Raw genomic sequence first — 13,782 nt, 5'->3', positions numbered from 1 at the left:
ATTAGATGATCGGAATGATTATGAAATTGGGTTCATATTGGGAATGAAACGAGAGCTGACAACTGTTTAATTATCAGCTCTCTTCTGCTTAGGTTATTGCTTCTGTTTGGGCTTGCTGTTTTCCGATTGCGCTCGTTCCGCCGCCTGCTTTTGCTGCAGGAGTTCCAGCTGTTCATGGGCGAGCTTTTCAACCTGCGGCGATTGATTGACATCAACGGGCATTTGACGCTTCGGATCCTGCTCCACGGCATTTGACGCTCGTGTTGCCGCTCCAGCCTCGGCTTGTGTGCGGTAGGCATGGTCACTTCCGCCACCTTCATAAGGTGTTTCCTGTGTGGCGGATGACGTGTGTGCCTGCCGTGTTTCGCGAGCAGCTTCGTTTTCGACTTTGACGCGCACGGTATCAAGCGCAATGCTGATCTCGCCTTCCGTGCGCACAGGTTTGGCCTGCTCGGCCTTTTCATTTGCCGCCTGCTTGTCCTGAGCGTCGATGGTTTCCTTCAATACCTTCTCTTGTCCCGCTTTCTCCATCAGGTAAGCGTTTCCGGTGCGTGCAAGCTGTGCCGCCTGGTTAAGGGCTTCGCGGTAGTCTTGTTCAGCTCCTTGCCATTGTGCCGGCGTCGTGCTGATCGCATCGATCTGGGCAGCAGAGGCTTTCATAACCTTGTCCCATGCTTCAATGCCTTGGTTGCGTGCGATGCTCGCATCAATGAAACCGGGTGCCTTGGCGGTTTCGCGGACGACCCTGGTGGCTTCCTTCTCACGCTCGCGTTCAAATCGTGCGGTTTCTTTGGCGAGCTTTTCCTGCAGCTCTGGGTTAGCAAGCTTATAGCCATGTTCGGCGGCAATACTGACTGCCTGATCTTTGTCGCGGGCTGTGCCAGTTACAGAGATTTCGCCCCATTTCTTCAAGGCTGCTTCCATCGCGGTTCGTACAGCCTCGCGATCGGCCCTGTCATTGATTTTGACCAGAGCGCCGGTATCGATGAATGCTGGCGATTGTGCCGTGGCCCGATCGGTAGCTCCACTGGTCGGTACTTCGGCAGCGGCCAGTGGAACCTGTGGTGATGGAATAACCGTATCCTGAGATGGCGATGCAGTTTTTTCGGCGTTACCCGCTGCAAAGCCGGGACGTGCTTCCTTCAACCGCTCAAGACGGGCAGTTTCGCGGGCTAGCTGACCCTGCAGCTCGGGGTTGGCAATCTGGAAACCGTGCTCGGCCGCCAGTTCAACAACAAGCGCCTTGTAGTTGAGGGTGCCGGTGACAGTGAGGTTGCCCCACTTTTGTGACGAAAGCTGCATGGCGGCAAGCACGGCATCACGGTTCTTCCAGTCGTGGATCTCGACCTTCTTGCCGTTATCAATGAATGCCACCTTACCAATCTCGCCGTCATCCTTGAGATGGGAATAGCGGATGGTTTCGCCGCGTTTCTCCGAGATGAAGCCGCCGATATCCGTAGGGACTGGTTCGACGTAACGTCCGCCTTCCACGGCGCCGCGCTTGCGTTCGATATTTTTCTGGGCATCCAGCATATCGCGCTGCGTCACGTCCATCTTCTTGCGCACGGTTTCCACCTGAGGCAAGAGCTCGACGGGCAGGGTGTCTTCGACCACTTTCATCTGTGTGTTGATGTCATCGAAAGCGGATTGCATTGTTTCAAGATTGGGCATGTCGATATTCACTCCTGATTTTGGGGATTGCTGGGCCACTTCACGCAATGCTGCTCCCGCCACTGCCTGTTCAGCGCGGTTCTTGAATGCGAGAATGGTTGCAGTGGTCGGCTGATCGAGCGGTTTGCGACCGGCTGCGAGCTCCGGACTGACCACGAATTGATTGAGCACATCTGCGCGCGACGGCTTGAGCGCTGCCAGCTCGGCCGGTGACACATCAATGTAGGAGACACTTCCTCCTGATCGCTCTGCCATGCGCGTTGCGGCTTGGCGATCGCGCGTAAACAGCGGCGCACTTGTGAGCGCCGCCCCCGGCCGATCGGCGCGATAAAGCCGCGTTGCTCCTTCTGCAAGAGACGGTTCAAATGTCCTTGACGCAGCTATAGCCTCAACTGCCCGCCAACCCAGCAGAACTTCATTGGCGCGTTTTTTACCTTCCTCACGGACAGGAATGTGCGGCTTGCCTGATCGAACCGCATCGACACGGCGGCGCACATTATCGGAAGCAACGCCCCGCTCGACACGGCGAATATCTTTCAGTTTATAAGCAGGCGGATTAGACCGTTCGAACCGGCTTACCGCATCCATCGGAATGTTCCGTTCGCCTGCTTCCTTCGCGAGCGTTTCACGCCACCTTTGGAAGTCGCCGGTGTATGGGTTGATCCTCTCGCCGGTTTCCGCTCGCATCTTGACGACGGCGTGAACGTGTACGTGCGCTTTGTCTTCATGCAGAAGAAAACCATACTGATGGCCGGCAAACTCAGTTGCCAGCGTGGCCCGGGCAGCATCGACAAAGGCATCCTTGTTTGTACCGGCTTTGGCACTGAGAATGATATGGGCGACGTCACGCTGTTCACGCGATCGAAGATCCCGCTTCCAGTCCTTGGCTTCCAATTTGTTCGCGCTGAAACCGATGAGCGTGGTGGGTTCGGCGAATTTTCCGTCCCGTGTCAGTCGGACGGATTGAGCTGGTCTTGATCCTCCGCTTGTCAGCTGTGCGAGGTAACCCAAAGTGCCGTCATAGCCATGTGCGAAGCCGCGGATATCGAGGTTTGCATTGCCGCCAAAGGCTCGATCGAACCTGTCTTCCAGCTGTGCAAGAGATTTGCGGTTATCAAATATGCGATTGGCTTTCGTATCATCACCCTGACGGCGAGCAGCCGCGCTCATGACGATTTCGACGCGGGTGGTACCATCGGATCTTTCTTCTGCGGCCCAGGCGAATCGGTGGCCGGGTAACGCCTGGTATAGCGCTGAGGCGATCTGCCTCTGTCCGCCTCTACCCTTATATTCGACGCCCTCGATGTCGAGCACCAGTCGCAGCACATCCTTGCTTGGTTCACGCTCCAACTCTTCGTCCGTCCATTCCCGGGCAAGGCCGGCAAGCGCGTGTGCACCTTCGATCTTGCTGCCATCTTCGCGCTCAAGCGCGATTTGCCCCTCACGCCCCTGGTACTGCAGCAATTTCCCGACACGTTCCGCACCGCCCGCATAGCTTGCGATCTTCACGACAGCAGCTTGTGATCCGGAGGCAATTTTCACACGAGACGCAGTTGTATCCGCAGGGCTTTTCGCAGGTACAGGAGAGTTTCGTACAGCTGGTCTGCCACTCTTGAGCGCGCCAACTGATCCTCCACCTCCACCTGCTGACACTTGCCTGCGCTTTTTCCACTCATCCTCAATTGACGTATCAATCAGCCGCGCACCTGACTTTACGGCTACGCCCGAGCGCGGTTTGCCGCTTTGGGAGATGGCTTTTACCGGCGGACTTGTCTTCCCTTTGTTCGAAGTATCGAACACACCTTGCTGCACAAGGTTTGCGTCGATCGCCGCCTGACGAAGAGAACGGACGCGGAAGCTCAATCCCTCAAGCCCTGCAAGTAACTCCTGACTATAGGTCATGGTTCTTGCCTCGGTGTTCCCTTACGCATATTCGAAAGGAGCGGTATGCCTCTCGCCGTGGCCTCGGCGCAAAGAGTTTGCCGCCATCTTTTCAGATCCGCCACACGCGGATTGAGCCGCTCGCCATCACGCGATCCCATCCGCACGGTTGCACGCGCGAAGATGTTCCTGTGATCCGTGTGCGGCGAGCAGACGTAGTCGAATGAAGCGAATTCTATGGCGAGCATCTCGCGGACTGCTTCATAATACACAAGAGCTGGCGTTCCCTCTTTGGCACAGAAGAGAATGTGGGCCACGTCACGCGGCGTTCTGGAATGCAACGGCCAGAGCCGGGTCTCTCGAAACATTGAGGCGCGGTCCGTGAAAGTCACTACTGAGACCGATTGTCCCGCTTCGGCTGGTCTCACGGACCTGGCAGCAATGGTGCCTGCACGTGTAAGTGCGGTTGCCTGACGACGCAAACCGGTCAACCCATGGTCAAAGCCATAAAGCTCGAAGTGAACGGCTGCCTTCAGTGCCCCCTGCAATTTTTCGCGAATGACGGCAATGTCCAGCTCTTTATCTGCAATTCTGCGTGTTTTACCCGTGGCTGCATCACGGGCGGAAGTGCTGGCAACTCCATGTAACCAAGCTCGATCATTCTCGTAGCCGCTTGTCCATGCGTAGCAATGACCCGCGAATACTTCATGGAGAGATTTCTCCAATCGCTCTCTAATTTCCGGACCTTCGGGGGTGGTAAGCCTGAACCGAAAGACATCTTTTGATGGTCGCCGATAATCAGCTTCATCCACCCACGTATCCACCACCACCTTCAAGGCCTGAAGCGTGCCGAAGGTGACGCCGCTGTGGTCACATGCAAGCGTAGTTCCATCGCCAAACATCGATTTGAACAATGCCACGATGGACTGACGGCCGTGTGTGAGATGGGTCAGCTTTACAATTGCCTGTTGGACCGCGAGGCCGCTCTTGCTCAGAACTGTCCTCTCTACCAGCCCGCGTTCAGCTCTCGATGATGCAGTTTTCACGCTCGGATTCTGTGCAGCCGCAGCTGCTGGCACGTTGCGTACAGAACGGCGACGAACGGTGAGCCCGTCCAAACCTTGAAACAAACCGGCAATTTCTTCTTCACTCGCAGCGCGTTTGTCGGTCATTCCGTCGTTCCCTCGAGTATGTATCTGGCGCGGCGCCCCGCTTTTCCGCAAAGGGCGAGATACAATGTTTCCTGATCCACCAGCAGCTGCAGAAGGAGCCCGAATGATTGCTGAAGTGCACCGTCGGGTGGTACGCGGCCAGAGTTCATCAACCTCGCAACCTGATTGATATTCACGCCGATGCCACGCATCTGGCGCACCATTGTCAGGATCGACGAGCGAATATCATCGTCAAAAGTCGGTCCAAGCCCCGCAGTCGCACGCACGAACCGCCTCAGAGCCTCGCTCTGTGAGTGGCCCAATGGCGCAATCGCTGCCAAAAACCGGGCATGTTCGGCCTCACTAAGGCGCAGGTGCAGCATCTTTGTTTTAAGCGGCTTTACCACTTCGTTCGATCCTCCGACTTTCATCGACATCCGGGACTGCAAAGCAGGACTGCCGGAATGTCTGTTTAGCCCGTCCGGCGAGGGCACACGGATAAACTGTATCGCAGTTTAGCCATTCCTGCCATCTATATATCGATTTATAATCACTTTTCTCGCAGTCCCCTTTTATAGAAACGGCTATCACTTCCATATCTGTTCTCACTGCGTAAAGCGGTATCATTGGTAGAAGTTGGAATGGTGAGTATAGCAGTGAGAGTAAGAACAGCGCCAAAACTGCCCACACTTATGGCAGCGACGACACAACAATCACTACCAAGAGGCTTGAAGGTAACAACTTATATAAGTGGCGACCTTTGACATTTGTAATTTACTTATATACATTTTCCTAATCTCTTTTATGGAGCACATCATGACTGTAATCACATTTGCAAATTCAAAAGGCGGCGTTGGAAAATCCACCCTGTGCCTGCTCATCGGCTCGGAACTGGCGATACATGGAACCAAGGTTCTCATTCTGGATGCCGATACCCAGAAGTCATGTTTCAAGTGGGCTGAGAGGTGCCGCCTTGTAGGAACACTGCCACCAAGCTTGGTTGTAGAGCCAGCTGCTACGATAGAACAATTGACAGCACGACTGGGGGACCCGGGCGATGCCGAGATTGTATTGGTCGATGTGCAAGGGTCCATGAACGACCTTTTGACTGCAGCCATTGTCGCCAGCTCTCTGACGCTCGTGCCTACCAAGGCGACGGTCATGGAAATGGTAGAAGCGGTGCAACTCTTCGCATGGTCGAAAAACTTAAGGCGCGCTCCTTTGCGTCTGGTCTTAAATAGCGTTGACGGCATCGATTTGAAAACGGCGGCATTTCATGACGCTATCGCATTGATCCGCGACAATAGGCTCCCATGCCTTCCAAACTTTGTCCGGTTGCGAAAACTCTATCAGCAGTTTTCGAAAGACGCAGGCACTCTCTCTCAGATTTCCGACGATCCAGCCAAACAGGACCAGGTCGGAAAAGCCCGGCAGAATATTCGGGCCGTGATCGAGGATATCTTGAATGCGATCAAGGAAGAGAACGATGTTGCTCTGGCGCGTACAGCATGACAGACAAACCATCAACCAAGTTCGACATCCCTCAGGTCTGGCGCAGTCCAACCGAGATAAGTTCGCTTATTGGCGAAGCCGTGACGGCCGGGAACGATAAAGTGGATACGGTCGAAGCATCCAAACAACCTTCGCCCATTTTGCCGCCGATCCCGCAAAAGCCGCCCGTTGTTCAGGATGAACAAACCATCCCTGATCTGGAGATGAAGCGCGTCTCACCGTCTTCGGAACGTACCATTGAGCGGTTGCAGATCCAGCTGGATCTAACAGTCATAGCGGAAACAAAGATCCGCGCAGTACACGATCGCACGACGGCATCGGCAGTCGTGGAAGCAGCTTTACGTGCTTACCTGAAACTCTAGCCCTCACATGCACGCACGCGAGGCGCAGACAAACAATTCTCTTTGGAGCAAACAGCAATGTCCCGAAAGACAACACTGCAGAAGTTCGTGAACAAAATTGAACAATTCGTTTCGAACGATACACAAAAAACACAACCTGATCTGGCAATCGACGAGCTGTTATCTACCTCGCAGGCATCCGTACCGGACAATCAGACAAGCGACTCGACAGCTCCTAAGTCGGGAAGACCAGTCGCGCTGAAGGTCAGTGAACCCGCTCGATCGATGGTGAAGCTAGTCATCGAAGACAGATTGATCATCGCAATGAAGGTGAAGGCAGCGGAACGCAAAACAACGGCAGCGGCCGTCGCTGAACACGCGCTGCGCGCCTACCTGAAATTGTAGTCTCTCGCGTGCACATACGTGCACGCACGAGGCCCTGTCTGAAAAATCCCCTTGTTAGAGAGACCAGCAAATGACCAGCAACAGCAAATTAAAGCGGCTCGTCGACAAAATCGAGCGGCTTGATGAGACGATCAAAGAGCACAATGCTGAGAAATCGGACGTGTACAAGGAAGCCAAAGGCGACGGCTATGACGTGAAGGCCTTGCGTAAGGTTATCACAATCCGCCGCAAAGGCCTCGACAAACACGAGGAGGAAGAGAACACGGTCAGCCTCTATCTGGCGGAGCTTGGATGACATGGCCACAGATGTAAAACCGAACGCACGTCAACTGTATCTGCAGGGCCTGCAGGAGCTGGCCGCACAGCATGGGAACGAATATGCGCTCCAGACAGCCGCCACGACCATGGCTAACTTATTGGCGATGGTGTCCATGGCAATGTATCGCCTGTCAAACCCGCCCCTGTTTCTGCCACCGGAAGCTCCGCCGACGAAACGAAAGAAACACTGAAATGTCAGTGATGACGAAAATCGTCATCTATGGCGGTCCGGGTAGTGGCAAATACGTGCTTGCCCTGCAACTGCGGCGAGACAATCCGATTCTGGGTGAACCCGCGATTATCAAGTCGCCGTCCGAACTGAGACTGTTTTTGAGTGCCCCGGATTCTGGCATCGGCATCGTGCACGCATTGAGCGTTGACCACATCATTACAAAAAGCCGGATGATGGAGCTTGGCCCGGTTCTGTTTGTGCCGGCACCGGCTGAAGTCGAGGCATGGGGCGAGGATCTGTCCAATGACGCTGACGCGTGGGACTGGCTCCTGGGGGTCAATCGGCTCGAAAGCGATGCCAGCAATCAGGAAGCTGTACAGGCGGCAATCCCAGATGAAATTTCGGCAGATTGACTTCTACAAACATTACGTTAGCATTATTATAAATTATTGTTTTATATCAATTAGTTAGTTCCATAAGAACTCTTATCTGATTTTTCCAAAAACACGAAAAAGCCTCGGCAAGCGTAAGCTGACCGAGGCTTTTGGCTGAAGGCGCGGGAGAGACGCGGCCTTCAGGAAAACGGGCAGGAATCGGGCTCGATGCCCGCGGACTGTACGAGGGCGCGCGCCGATATCGTTAGTTTTGTCGCTACTTACCTGGTCCTATCAATCCTGCCTCTTGCTGCTTGTAACAATGGACGCAAGGTGCGCTGGATTTCGAGCAGAAACTTGTCACTGAATCGACCTTGTGGCTCTTGCGCAGGATCAAAATTGTAAGATCGCTCTAACACGTCATAATTGTATTCGCCGATTGTCAGCCAAGCGCGTTTATGTTCACGCAGCCCTGCCCGCCTGATTTCCAGCGATGGAATCTCGATAGCTGATTGCTCATCGAGCGGTGACGTGCCCGATATAGCAAGGATGACCAGATGTGTGAGCTTCTGGCGTGGATCGGGAAGAGCCATTGCAAGGCAAACCGGACGATCTTTTTCGCCATGCTCTCGCCCCTTATCCGATTGCCAGCGCCAAAGGTAGGGATAACGAACGATTGCTCCGCTGCTAAAGCGCGATTCCTTATTCATCCGCTTTAGCCTCCAGTTCGGCAATCTGGCTGTCCAGTCCATTCAGCAAAACTTCTGCCAGATCGGCAGGTGTCTCGCCCATTGCAAAAACCCGGCGCGGATCACCATTGCCTTGCATGCGTTCAAATTCTTCCTTAGACAGGACAACAACCGTATCGCGCCCGTGTTTTGTCAGCACTATAGGTTCCTTTTGCGCCTGATCATGAAACCGGCCAAAATGGCGGATGAATTCGGCAGTTGATACTTTGGTGGCCATGGCTTCCTCGTATTCTGTATTTTCTGTATAATACAGAATATCCTGATTATTGCAATGATATTCGGTAGGAATTGGGCGGCTTGCGCCGCCCCTCTCCTTGCTACTCAGCGGCTTCTTCGAAATCATCCGTCTCCACGTCCGCATCATCATCATTCTCGATGTCGTCAATACTCTCTGGATCGGACGCTATTGCTGCCGTCGGCTGTTCGAACCGCATCGGCTCCGGCAACCAGTTGGTGTCTTTGACCAGACGTTCGGCAATGACAACAGCTTCGGCCTTCTTCTTGGCACTGGCAATTGCGAGCGCTGCCTGTGATCCCGCTGCTTGTTCAACCGCAATCTGGATGCTGTTGCGATTAAGGTGTTGGAAGCAGCTTTCTCCTGTCGCCTGATACGAGCCGGTCATGTCAATGTTCAGAGCCTCGGCCAAACGATGGCTGTGCTGAACGGCTTCGCTGTTGCTGTCATGTTTGAGTACAACAACATTGACGGACTGCGCGGCGGCAAAGGCAAGCAGATCAAGCAATTGCTGCGTTGACTGCTCAAGGCACCACTCCCACAGATCGGCAGGTTTGCCCGGGATCGTTTCACCGATCTGTTCTACTCTCTGTGTGACTTCATCCAGTGCGATGCTGCCGCCTGTCATTTCGACGCGCCGGTCAATGGCTTCAACACTGACCGAGAGTTTCAGGCAGGTCTGCGCATCGTATCGAGTTGCACCGTTCACTTTGAGCAGCAGGGCATGAACCGTAGCGGCAAGTGCAACATGGCTGTTGTTCATAAGCTCTGCCCGCAGGATCGCGGTTTTCTGTGCTGAGAGGCTTTCAATCAAAGTCGCCGGATAGATGATTTCAGCTTTTGCAGCCGTCTTGCCATCATCCATTGACGTTCCGTTGTCGTTGTCTCCTTCATTGGCCTGTTCGACACGTGGCGCGAAACCCCGCTGGATGGATGGTCTACCCTGATAGTCGAGCGATATGAATGCTGTCCCTGTCGCGATCACTTCCGGCGCATAGGTTTGCGCACGATGTTCAACCGCCATCATAAGCTTGTTGATTTCCTCGATCCTGCGTTCCGCTTCCGCAGTTTCTTCCTCGTCACCGTCACCGTTCTCGATCAGGCCTTCCAGTTCGTCGGATTCCGCTTCGAGCGCATCAAGCTCGGCCTGCTCCTGCTCCGAAAGTGATCGCTTTTCCGGCCAGAAACGCTGCAAGTGGCAGGTATTTGCATGGTCGTATTCGGGAATGATTTCCACATTGGCCCAGCCTTCGGCTTCCACCTGTTGCATGACGTCCTGCAGTTTCTCGGCAACCATGCTTTCCAGCTTGGCCGCATCAAGCACGAAACCGCTGTCGGGTTTGTCGAAAAGATCACGGCGCACTGACCCGCCAGCCTGTTCGAATGCCTCAAGACCGCCAATGAAGCGGACGCGCTTGTCAGTTGCAGAAATTGCGGCACTGGCGAGAGTCCGCCTGATGGTATAGCTCTCCCTGTTCCAGCTTGGCAGCTCGTTCCAGACGCGCTCCTGTTCGGCATGGTCATCGTTGACGGTAAAGGCTTGCAGCTGCTCGAAGCTGATTTCTTCATCACGGTAAAGCTGGATGATGACGGGCGATACGCGCGCCAGTGCCAGACGCTGTTTGACGTGATGTTCGGTCTTGCCAAAACGGGCGGCAATGTCGGCAATGCTTTTGCCTTCTTCCACTAATTTGAAATAGGCAGCAAAGGCATCGGCAGGATGCATATCCGAACGGATCAAGTTTTCTGCCAGACTGATTTCCGTGGCTTCTTCCTCGCTGCGCACGATGCAACGGATGCTGTGGCTCTTCTTGATGTCGCCATTGGCGGCAAGCAGCTTAAAGCCTGCCCATCGGGTGCCGCCAGCTGTGACAAGAAAATAGCCCTTCTTTTCACCCTGCCTGACAACAAGGTTCTGAATCTGTCCGTTGGCTTTCAGGCTCGCCGCCATTTCTTCGATGGCTTCATTGGTCATGGTTTTGCGGCTGTTCTTGGGATCGAGGTCCAGTTTGTCGAGTGCAATCATTGTTGTGTCGGTCATTTCACAAAGTCTCTCCATTTCCGGTTGATCGTGCCTCTTGGTTTGAGGCAGCGAGAGCAGGTCTCGCCTGCTCTCCTGACCGACTGGCGAAGTCCGGGATTTCGGGGAGGCAAACGCAAAAACAGGAAGGGGTCTCCCCATCCGAATCCCATCGGGGATGAGGACCAGAGGTGCGCGCAGCGCACCGCAGGTCTGCACAAGCGCAGCGCGGAAGATTGGGGAATGCCTGTTTTTCGTTTGCGAGGGGAAAAGGGCAGCGCCCTTTTAGGCCCCTCTTCTCAACCGATGAAAATGCGCGGCCGCGTATCGGCCGCTCGTCTTTGATCAGGCCCGAGGCGGACCGCGTAATCCAAACGGCGCCGAAGGGTTGCCGAGGGCCTGTCCTTTATCCTCGTCATTGCCTTGGAGTGTCTTTTCGCTCCTTACCGCAAAGGCTAACGTGCCTGCGATAGCGATCGTTACCGGTATCGGACGAGACAACATAGTTGGCTCGGTGCCACAGGCATAGAGCGCGGCCGCAAGGCGGATCGCCCTGATATTTATGGATCATTCAACCCTCAAGATGACAGTAAAGTTTCAAGAGCCCTCACCTACCCTACAGCGTCCCATGATCAACGCGGTCCGGTTCGGGCTGCAGCGGCGTCATCGTGTTCTGTTCTGCACCATTCAGGTCCATACAAACGAAAGGCTCCGGAGTACCCTTCACAGCCAGCCAGCAACCGGCAAACCCCCGATCCATAAGCATCATGCACGATTTTGAGACCTATGACACGCCTCTCCTTGGTTCGTTTCAGCCGAAAAGAACCCAAACCGGCACAGCAACCGCACCGCGGCCTGCAGTCGTCAGAGCGAGCAGGATCCGGCGCGGCAGAACATCTTTTTCATGGCGGCATCGGCTTCAGCCTGGCTCAAGCGCTTCTGTGCTTCCTCGATATCAGAACAATCGGAGCCGTAGGTTTCGCGGGTGCGCAGGTCTATCACCTGCCATGTACCATTCTTTGCGCGTTCGATTGTATAGGTCATATCAGCATCCTTTCGGTTTTCGTTGTCGCTTTCAACGGAAAAGAGCCCTTGCGGGCTCCCTTCTGCTTGGATGTTCAATCCCACGGTATGACCGCCATGAGGGTTGTGTCGTCCTGACCGGGGTAACGGCCGAGGTTGGCATTGAGCTTGTCGTAGCCGGTGTTGACGGACAGGGTGTAGTAGGTCGTGCCCTTTGCGGCCTTCTTTTCCCAGATGCCGCCGATTTCGATCTTGCGGCCGCGGGGTGTCTTGGCGAAGAGCTTGAAGACCGGAGCCTTCGGGTTGTCGCTGTTCAGCTTCTCGCCTGTGATGTCGATGTCGAAGGCGACTGTGGCAATGTTGCCTGTGATCGTGTCGTTTTCGTTGATCTGGATGAAGTTTACGAGGTTGTCGGTCATCGCGTTTGCTCCTTTGTTCGCGTTGTCGATGGATACGTTTAAGGATCGGCAAAAGGCCGGGATGCACCCGCAGGGGTGAAACCCCGAGAGGGCCGCAACACATGTGGAGGACGGCGGGGACGAAGCGAGGTTCTTGGACTGAGCGGATGATTTTGACGGCGAAGCCGGTCGCGAGGAATTGGCGCAGCCAAGGGGAAAATCGTTCGGACCCGCCGTTGCTTGCCGARACAGCCGGGCCTAGTCATCCATTACAAGACAACGCACCGGACAAAGAGCGAGGCAGCGTGATTTCGGCTAACCTTAAGTTCATCCAGGGCAATGAGGGCGACACAGTGATATCTGGCATTTTCATGCCACGCAGCCGCTCAGCATCGGCTTTCACGCGAGGTGGAAGAAGAGGCAACCCGGAAGACAGATCATCACAAGATCGCATCAGGACATCGCGAGGCCAGCAATCGGACATTTGGCGCAGCGGAATATCAATCTGCAAGCGAAGGGAACGATCCCTTGCACCAGTCCCCCACGAACATCTGGCAAGGCAAGTTGCTTGCCATGATCTCGTGCTGCCCGGAAAGGCAGGACTAAACATCATGAATGGCACTCATCCATTTGATGAGAAGCGCGGTATGGCGAGCACGCGAGGGCTCTTTTCCATGGTGGGTTCAACCGAAAATGAAAGGATGCAGGGGACAGGCCAAACATAGCAGCGCCGGTTTTGGTGATGGACAGTCGCGCGAGATGTTGCAAACAAAGCCGAATACACAATTGTGTCCCAAGGAAAAGACTGACCAAGCGACGAAGGTCGCTTTCAGTTTAGCGGCTAGCGCAGGGATAAGGGTGCGCGAGGGGAAAAGGAACGGTTCCCCTCGCCCGGAACGACAACAGAGAATGTCATTCCGGTTGATCCGTGCGGTTTTGCGCCCGCACAGCCTCCACCAGTGTTGGTTTCCACTCAGAACTGAGCCGGTTAGACGGATGGCAACCGCCGTGGGCGGCACCTGTTTCACGACATCAAGCACCGCGGATATACCGGCAGCTTCTCCAATCTTGAACGCCTCCTGGCAGCCTGGCGCCGCGCCGAGAAGCCGGAAAAGGATAACGGAGATGCGTGCGGGACTGGCTCCCCGCGCCAAGACTATTCCAGTTTCGTGTGGAATTGATCGCCAGCTGGCCCACGTCATTCCAATTTGCGGCGCTACACGCAATTTCTTCTACGAAGCGCGCCTTCTGCTTGTTATGACTAAAGTCGACGCGGCAGCCCTCGTTCCATCCAAGGAAATCCTGACGCGGCTCTACCAGTTAACTGATTCTGAAGCACGRCTGGCAAGGATGCTCGCGGCCGGACGAAGTCTAAAAGACAGCGCGCTGCTTCTCGGCATCAGTTACGGAACAGCGCGCTCCTATCTCGTGCGCATTTTCCGCAAGACGGAAACCAATCAGCAGAGCGAACTCGTCGCCGTTCTCAAAACAACAGCGCAAATCAGCGTGATACATCAATAAAACAAAGGCTT

The 13,782-nt window shown here is 54.7% G+C and carries 16 protein-coding genes; 7 read left to right on the top strand and 9 right to left on the bottom strand.

All coding sequences use genetic code 11. From position 1 onward, the window contains the following. Positions 1–93: 93 nt before the first annotated feature. The 3 genes from AB4Y96_RS15995 to mobC are packed head-to-tail and all read right to left on the bottom strand — an operon-like array spanning position 94 to position 5,140. Complete coding sequence (locus AB4Y96_RS15995) at positions 94–3,573, bottom strand: LPD7 domain-containing protein (RefSeq protein ID WP_441918431.1); 3,480 nt, start codon at positions 3,571–3,573, stop codon at positions 94–96. Next, positions 3,570–4,724: a hypothetical protein gene (locus AB4Y96_RS15990; RefSeq protein ID WP_441918430.1), complete on the bottom strand. Its 1,155-nt coding sequence runs from the start codon at positions 4,722–4,724 to the stop codon at positions 3,570–3,572. Before AB4Y96_RS15990 ends, AB4Y96_RS15995 begins: the two co-directional genes overlap by 4 nt. Next, complete coding sequence (gene mobC, locus AB4Y96_RS15985; RefSeq protein ID WP_441918429.1) at positions 4,721–5,140, bottom strand: plasmid mobilization relaxosome protein MobC; 420 nt, start codon at positions 5,138–5,140, stop codon at positions 4,721–4,723. The genes AB4Y96_RS15990 and mobC overlap by 4 nt, the downstream gene beginning before the upstream one ends. Before the next feature lie 313 nt (positions 5,141–5,453). On the opposite strand from mobC, the gene AB4Y96_RS15980 reads away from it, so the two are divergent. From AB4Y96_RS15980 to AB4Y96_RS15955, 6 genes are all read left to right on the top strand, one after another. Then, entirely contained in the window at positions 5,454–6,215 is a 762-nt protein-coding gene (locus tag AB4Y96_RS15980; RefSeq protein ID WP_441918428.1) for a ParA family protein, read from the top strand. Continuing rightward, on the top strand, positions 6,212–6,577 hold the full coding sequence (locus AB4Y96_RS15975) for a hypothetical protein (RefSeq protein WP_441918427.1): 366 nt from the start codon (positions 6,212–6,214) through the stop codon (positions 6,575–6,577). Before AB4Y96_RS15980 ends, AB4Y96_RS15975 begins: the two co-directional genes overlap by 4 nt. A 57-nt stretch (positions 6,578–6,634) precedes the next feature. After that, a complete protein-coding gene (locus AB4Y96_RS15970) occupies positions 6,635–6,961 on the top strand; it encodes a hypothetical protein (RefSeq protein ID WP_441918426.1) in 327 nt (108 codons plus the stop codon). 70 nt (positions 6,962–7,031) lie between these two features. Next, a complete protein-coding gene (locus AB4Y96_RS15965) occupies positions 7,032–7,256 on the top strand; it encodes a DUF2312 domain-containing protein (RefSeq protein ID WP_441918425.1) in 225 nt (74 codons plus the stop codon). Position 7,257: 1 nt separating this feature from the next. After that, a complete protein-coding gene (locus tag AB4Y96_RS15960) occupies positions 7,258–7,470 on the top strand; it encodes a hypothetical protein (RefSeq protein ID WP_441918424.1) in 213 nt (70 codons plus the stop codon). A gap of 1 nt (position 7,471) precedes the next feature. Then, positions 7,472–7,864 (top strand): hypothetical protein, encoded by a 393-nt coding sequence (locus tag AB4Y96_RS15955; protein ID WP_441918423.1) that lies wholly within the window; start codon positions 7,472–7,474, stop codon positions 7,862–7,864. 242 nt (positions 7,865–8,106) lie between these two features. Here AB4Y96_RS15955 and AB4Y96_RS15950 read toward each other — a convergent pair whose 3' ends face one another. The 6 genes from AB4Y96_RS15950 to AB4Y96_RS15925 form a co-directional block, all read right to left on the bottom strand. After that, a complete protein-coding gene (locus AB4Y96_RS15950) occupies positions 8,107–8,535 on the bottom strand; it encodes a hypothetical protein (RefSeq protein ID WP_441918422.1) in 429 nt (142 codons plus the stop codon). Then, positions 8,528–8,917, bottom strand: coding sequence for a type II toxin-antitoxin system prevent-host-death family antitoxin (locus tag AB4Y96_RS15945; protein WP_441918421.1), 390 nt, complete (start codon positions 8,915–8,917; stop codon positions 8,528–8,530). Before AB4Y96_RS15945 ends, AB4Y96_RS15950 begins: the two co-directional genes overlap by 8 nt. After that, on the bottom strand, positions 8,892–10,850 hold the full coding sequence (locus tag AB4Y96_RS15940; protein ID WP_441918420.1) for a ParB/RepB/Spo0J family partition protein: 1,959 nt from the start codon (positions 10,848–10,850) through the stop codon (positions 8,892–8,894). Before AB4Y96_RS15940 ends, AB4Y96_RS15945 begins: the two co-directional genes overlap by 26 nt. A 595-nt stretch (positions 10,851–11,445) precedes the next feature. After that, the gene (locus tag AB4Y96_RS15935) at positions 11,446–11,598 is read right to left on the bottom strand and encodes a hypothetical protein (RefSeq protein WP_441918419.1); all 153 of its coding nucleotides are present in this window, start codon (positions 11,596–11,598) and stop codon (positions 11,446–11,448) included. A 95-nt stretch (positions 11,599–11,693) separates the two neighbouring features. After that, positions 11,694–11,873: a hypothetical protein gene (locus tag AB4Y96_RS15930; RefSeq protein WP_441918418.1), complete on the bottom strand. Its 180-nt coding sequence runs from the start codon at positions 11,871–11,873 to the stop codon at positions 11,694–11,696. Between the two features lie 74 nt (positions 11,874–11,947). Next, entirely contained in the window at positions 11,948–12,271 is a 324-nt protein-coding gene (locus AB4Y96_RS15925; RefSeq protein WP_441918417.1) for a DUF736 family protein, read from the bottom strand. Between the two features lie 1,104 nt (positions 12,272–13,375). On the opposite strand from AB4Y96_RS15925, the gene AB4Y96_RS15920 reads away from it, so the two are divergent. Beyond that, on the top strand, positions 13,376–13,771 hold the full coding sequence (locus tag AB4Y96_RS15920; RefSeq protein ID WP_441918416.1) for a helix-turn-helix transcriptional regulator: 396 nt from the start codon (positions 13,376–13,378) through the stop codon (positions 13,769–13,771). The last annotated feature ends 11 nt before the right edge of the window (positions 13,772–13,782 follow it).

The sequence above is a fragment of the Phyllobacterium sp. TAF24 genome, assembly GCF_052113785.1.
Taxonomy (GTDB): Bacteria; Pseudomonadota; Alphaproteobacteria; order Rhizobiales; family Rhizobiaceae; genus Phyllobacterium.
Note: the sequence above shows the minus strand (reverse complement) of the source record. Positions and strands in the feature narration are given on the sequence as shown.

Excerpts from the sequence above, each read along its gene's own strand:
- AB4Y96_RS15995 (WP_441918431.1), bottom strand. The coding sequence starts at position 3,573 with ATGACCTATAGTCAGGAGTTACTTGCAGGGCTTGAGGGATTGAGCTTC.
- AB4Y96_RS15990 (WP_441918430.1), bottom strand. The coding sequence starts at position 4,724 with ATGACCGACAAACGCGCTGCGAGTGAAGAAGAAATTGCCGGTTTGTTT.
- mobC (WP_441918429.1), bottom strand. The coding sequence starts at position 5,140 with ATGTCGATGAAAGTCGGAGGATCGAACGAAGTGGTAAAGCCGCTTAAA.
- AB4Y96_RS15975 (WP_441918427.1), top strand. The coding sequence starts at position 6,212 with ATGACAGACAAACCATCAACCAAGTTCGACATCCCTCAGGTCTGGCGC.
- AB4Y96_RS15970 (WP_441918426.1), top strand. The coding sequence starts at position 6,635 with ATGTCCCGAAAGACAACACTGCAGAAGTTCGTGAACAAAATTGAACAA.
- AB4Y96_RS15965 (WP_441918425.1), top strand. The coding sequence starts at position 7,032 with ATGACCAGCAACAGCAAATTAAAGCGGCTCGTCGACAAAATCGAGCGG.
- AB4Y96_RS15960 (WP_441918424.1), top strand. The coding sequence starts at position 7,258 with ATGGCCACAGATGTAAAACCGAACGCACGTCAACTGTATCTGCAGGGC.
- AB4Y96_RS15955 (WP_441918423.1), top strand. The coding sequence starts at position 7,472 with ATGTCAGTGATGACGAAAATCGTCATCTATGGCGGTCCGGGTAGTGGC.
- AB4Y96_RS15950 (WP_441918422.1), bottom strand. The coding sequence starts at position 8,535 with ATGAATAAGGAATCGCGCTTTAGCAGCGGAGCAATCGTTCGTTATCCC.
- AB4Y96_RS15945 (WP_441918421.1), bottom strand. The coding sequence starts at position 8,917 with ATGATTTCGAAGAAGCCGCTGAGTAGCAAGGAGAGGGGCGGCGCAAGC.
- AB4Y96_RS15940 (WP_441918420.1), bottom strand. The coding sequence starts at position 10,850 with ATGACCGACACAACAATGATTGCACTCGACAAACTGGACCTCGATCCC.
- AB4Y96_RS15935 (WP_441918419.1), bottom strand. The coding sequence starts at position 11,598 with ATGATGCTTATGGATCGGGGGTTTGCCGGTTGCTGGCTGGCTGTGAAG.
- AB4Y96_RS15930 (WP_441918418.1), bottom strand. The coding sequence starts at position 11,873 with ATGACCTATACAATCGAACGCGCAAAGAATGGTACATGGCAGGTGATA.
- AB4Y96_RS15925 (WP_441918417.1), bottom strand. The coding sequence starts at position 12,271 with ATGACCGACAACCTCGTAAACTTCATCCAGATCAACGAAAACGACACG.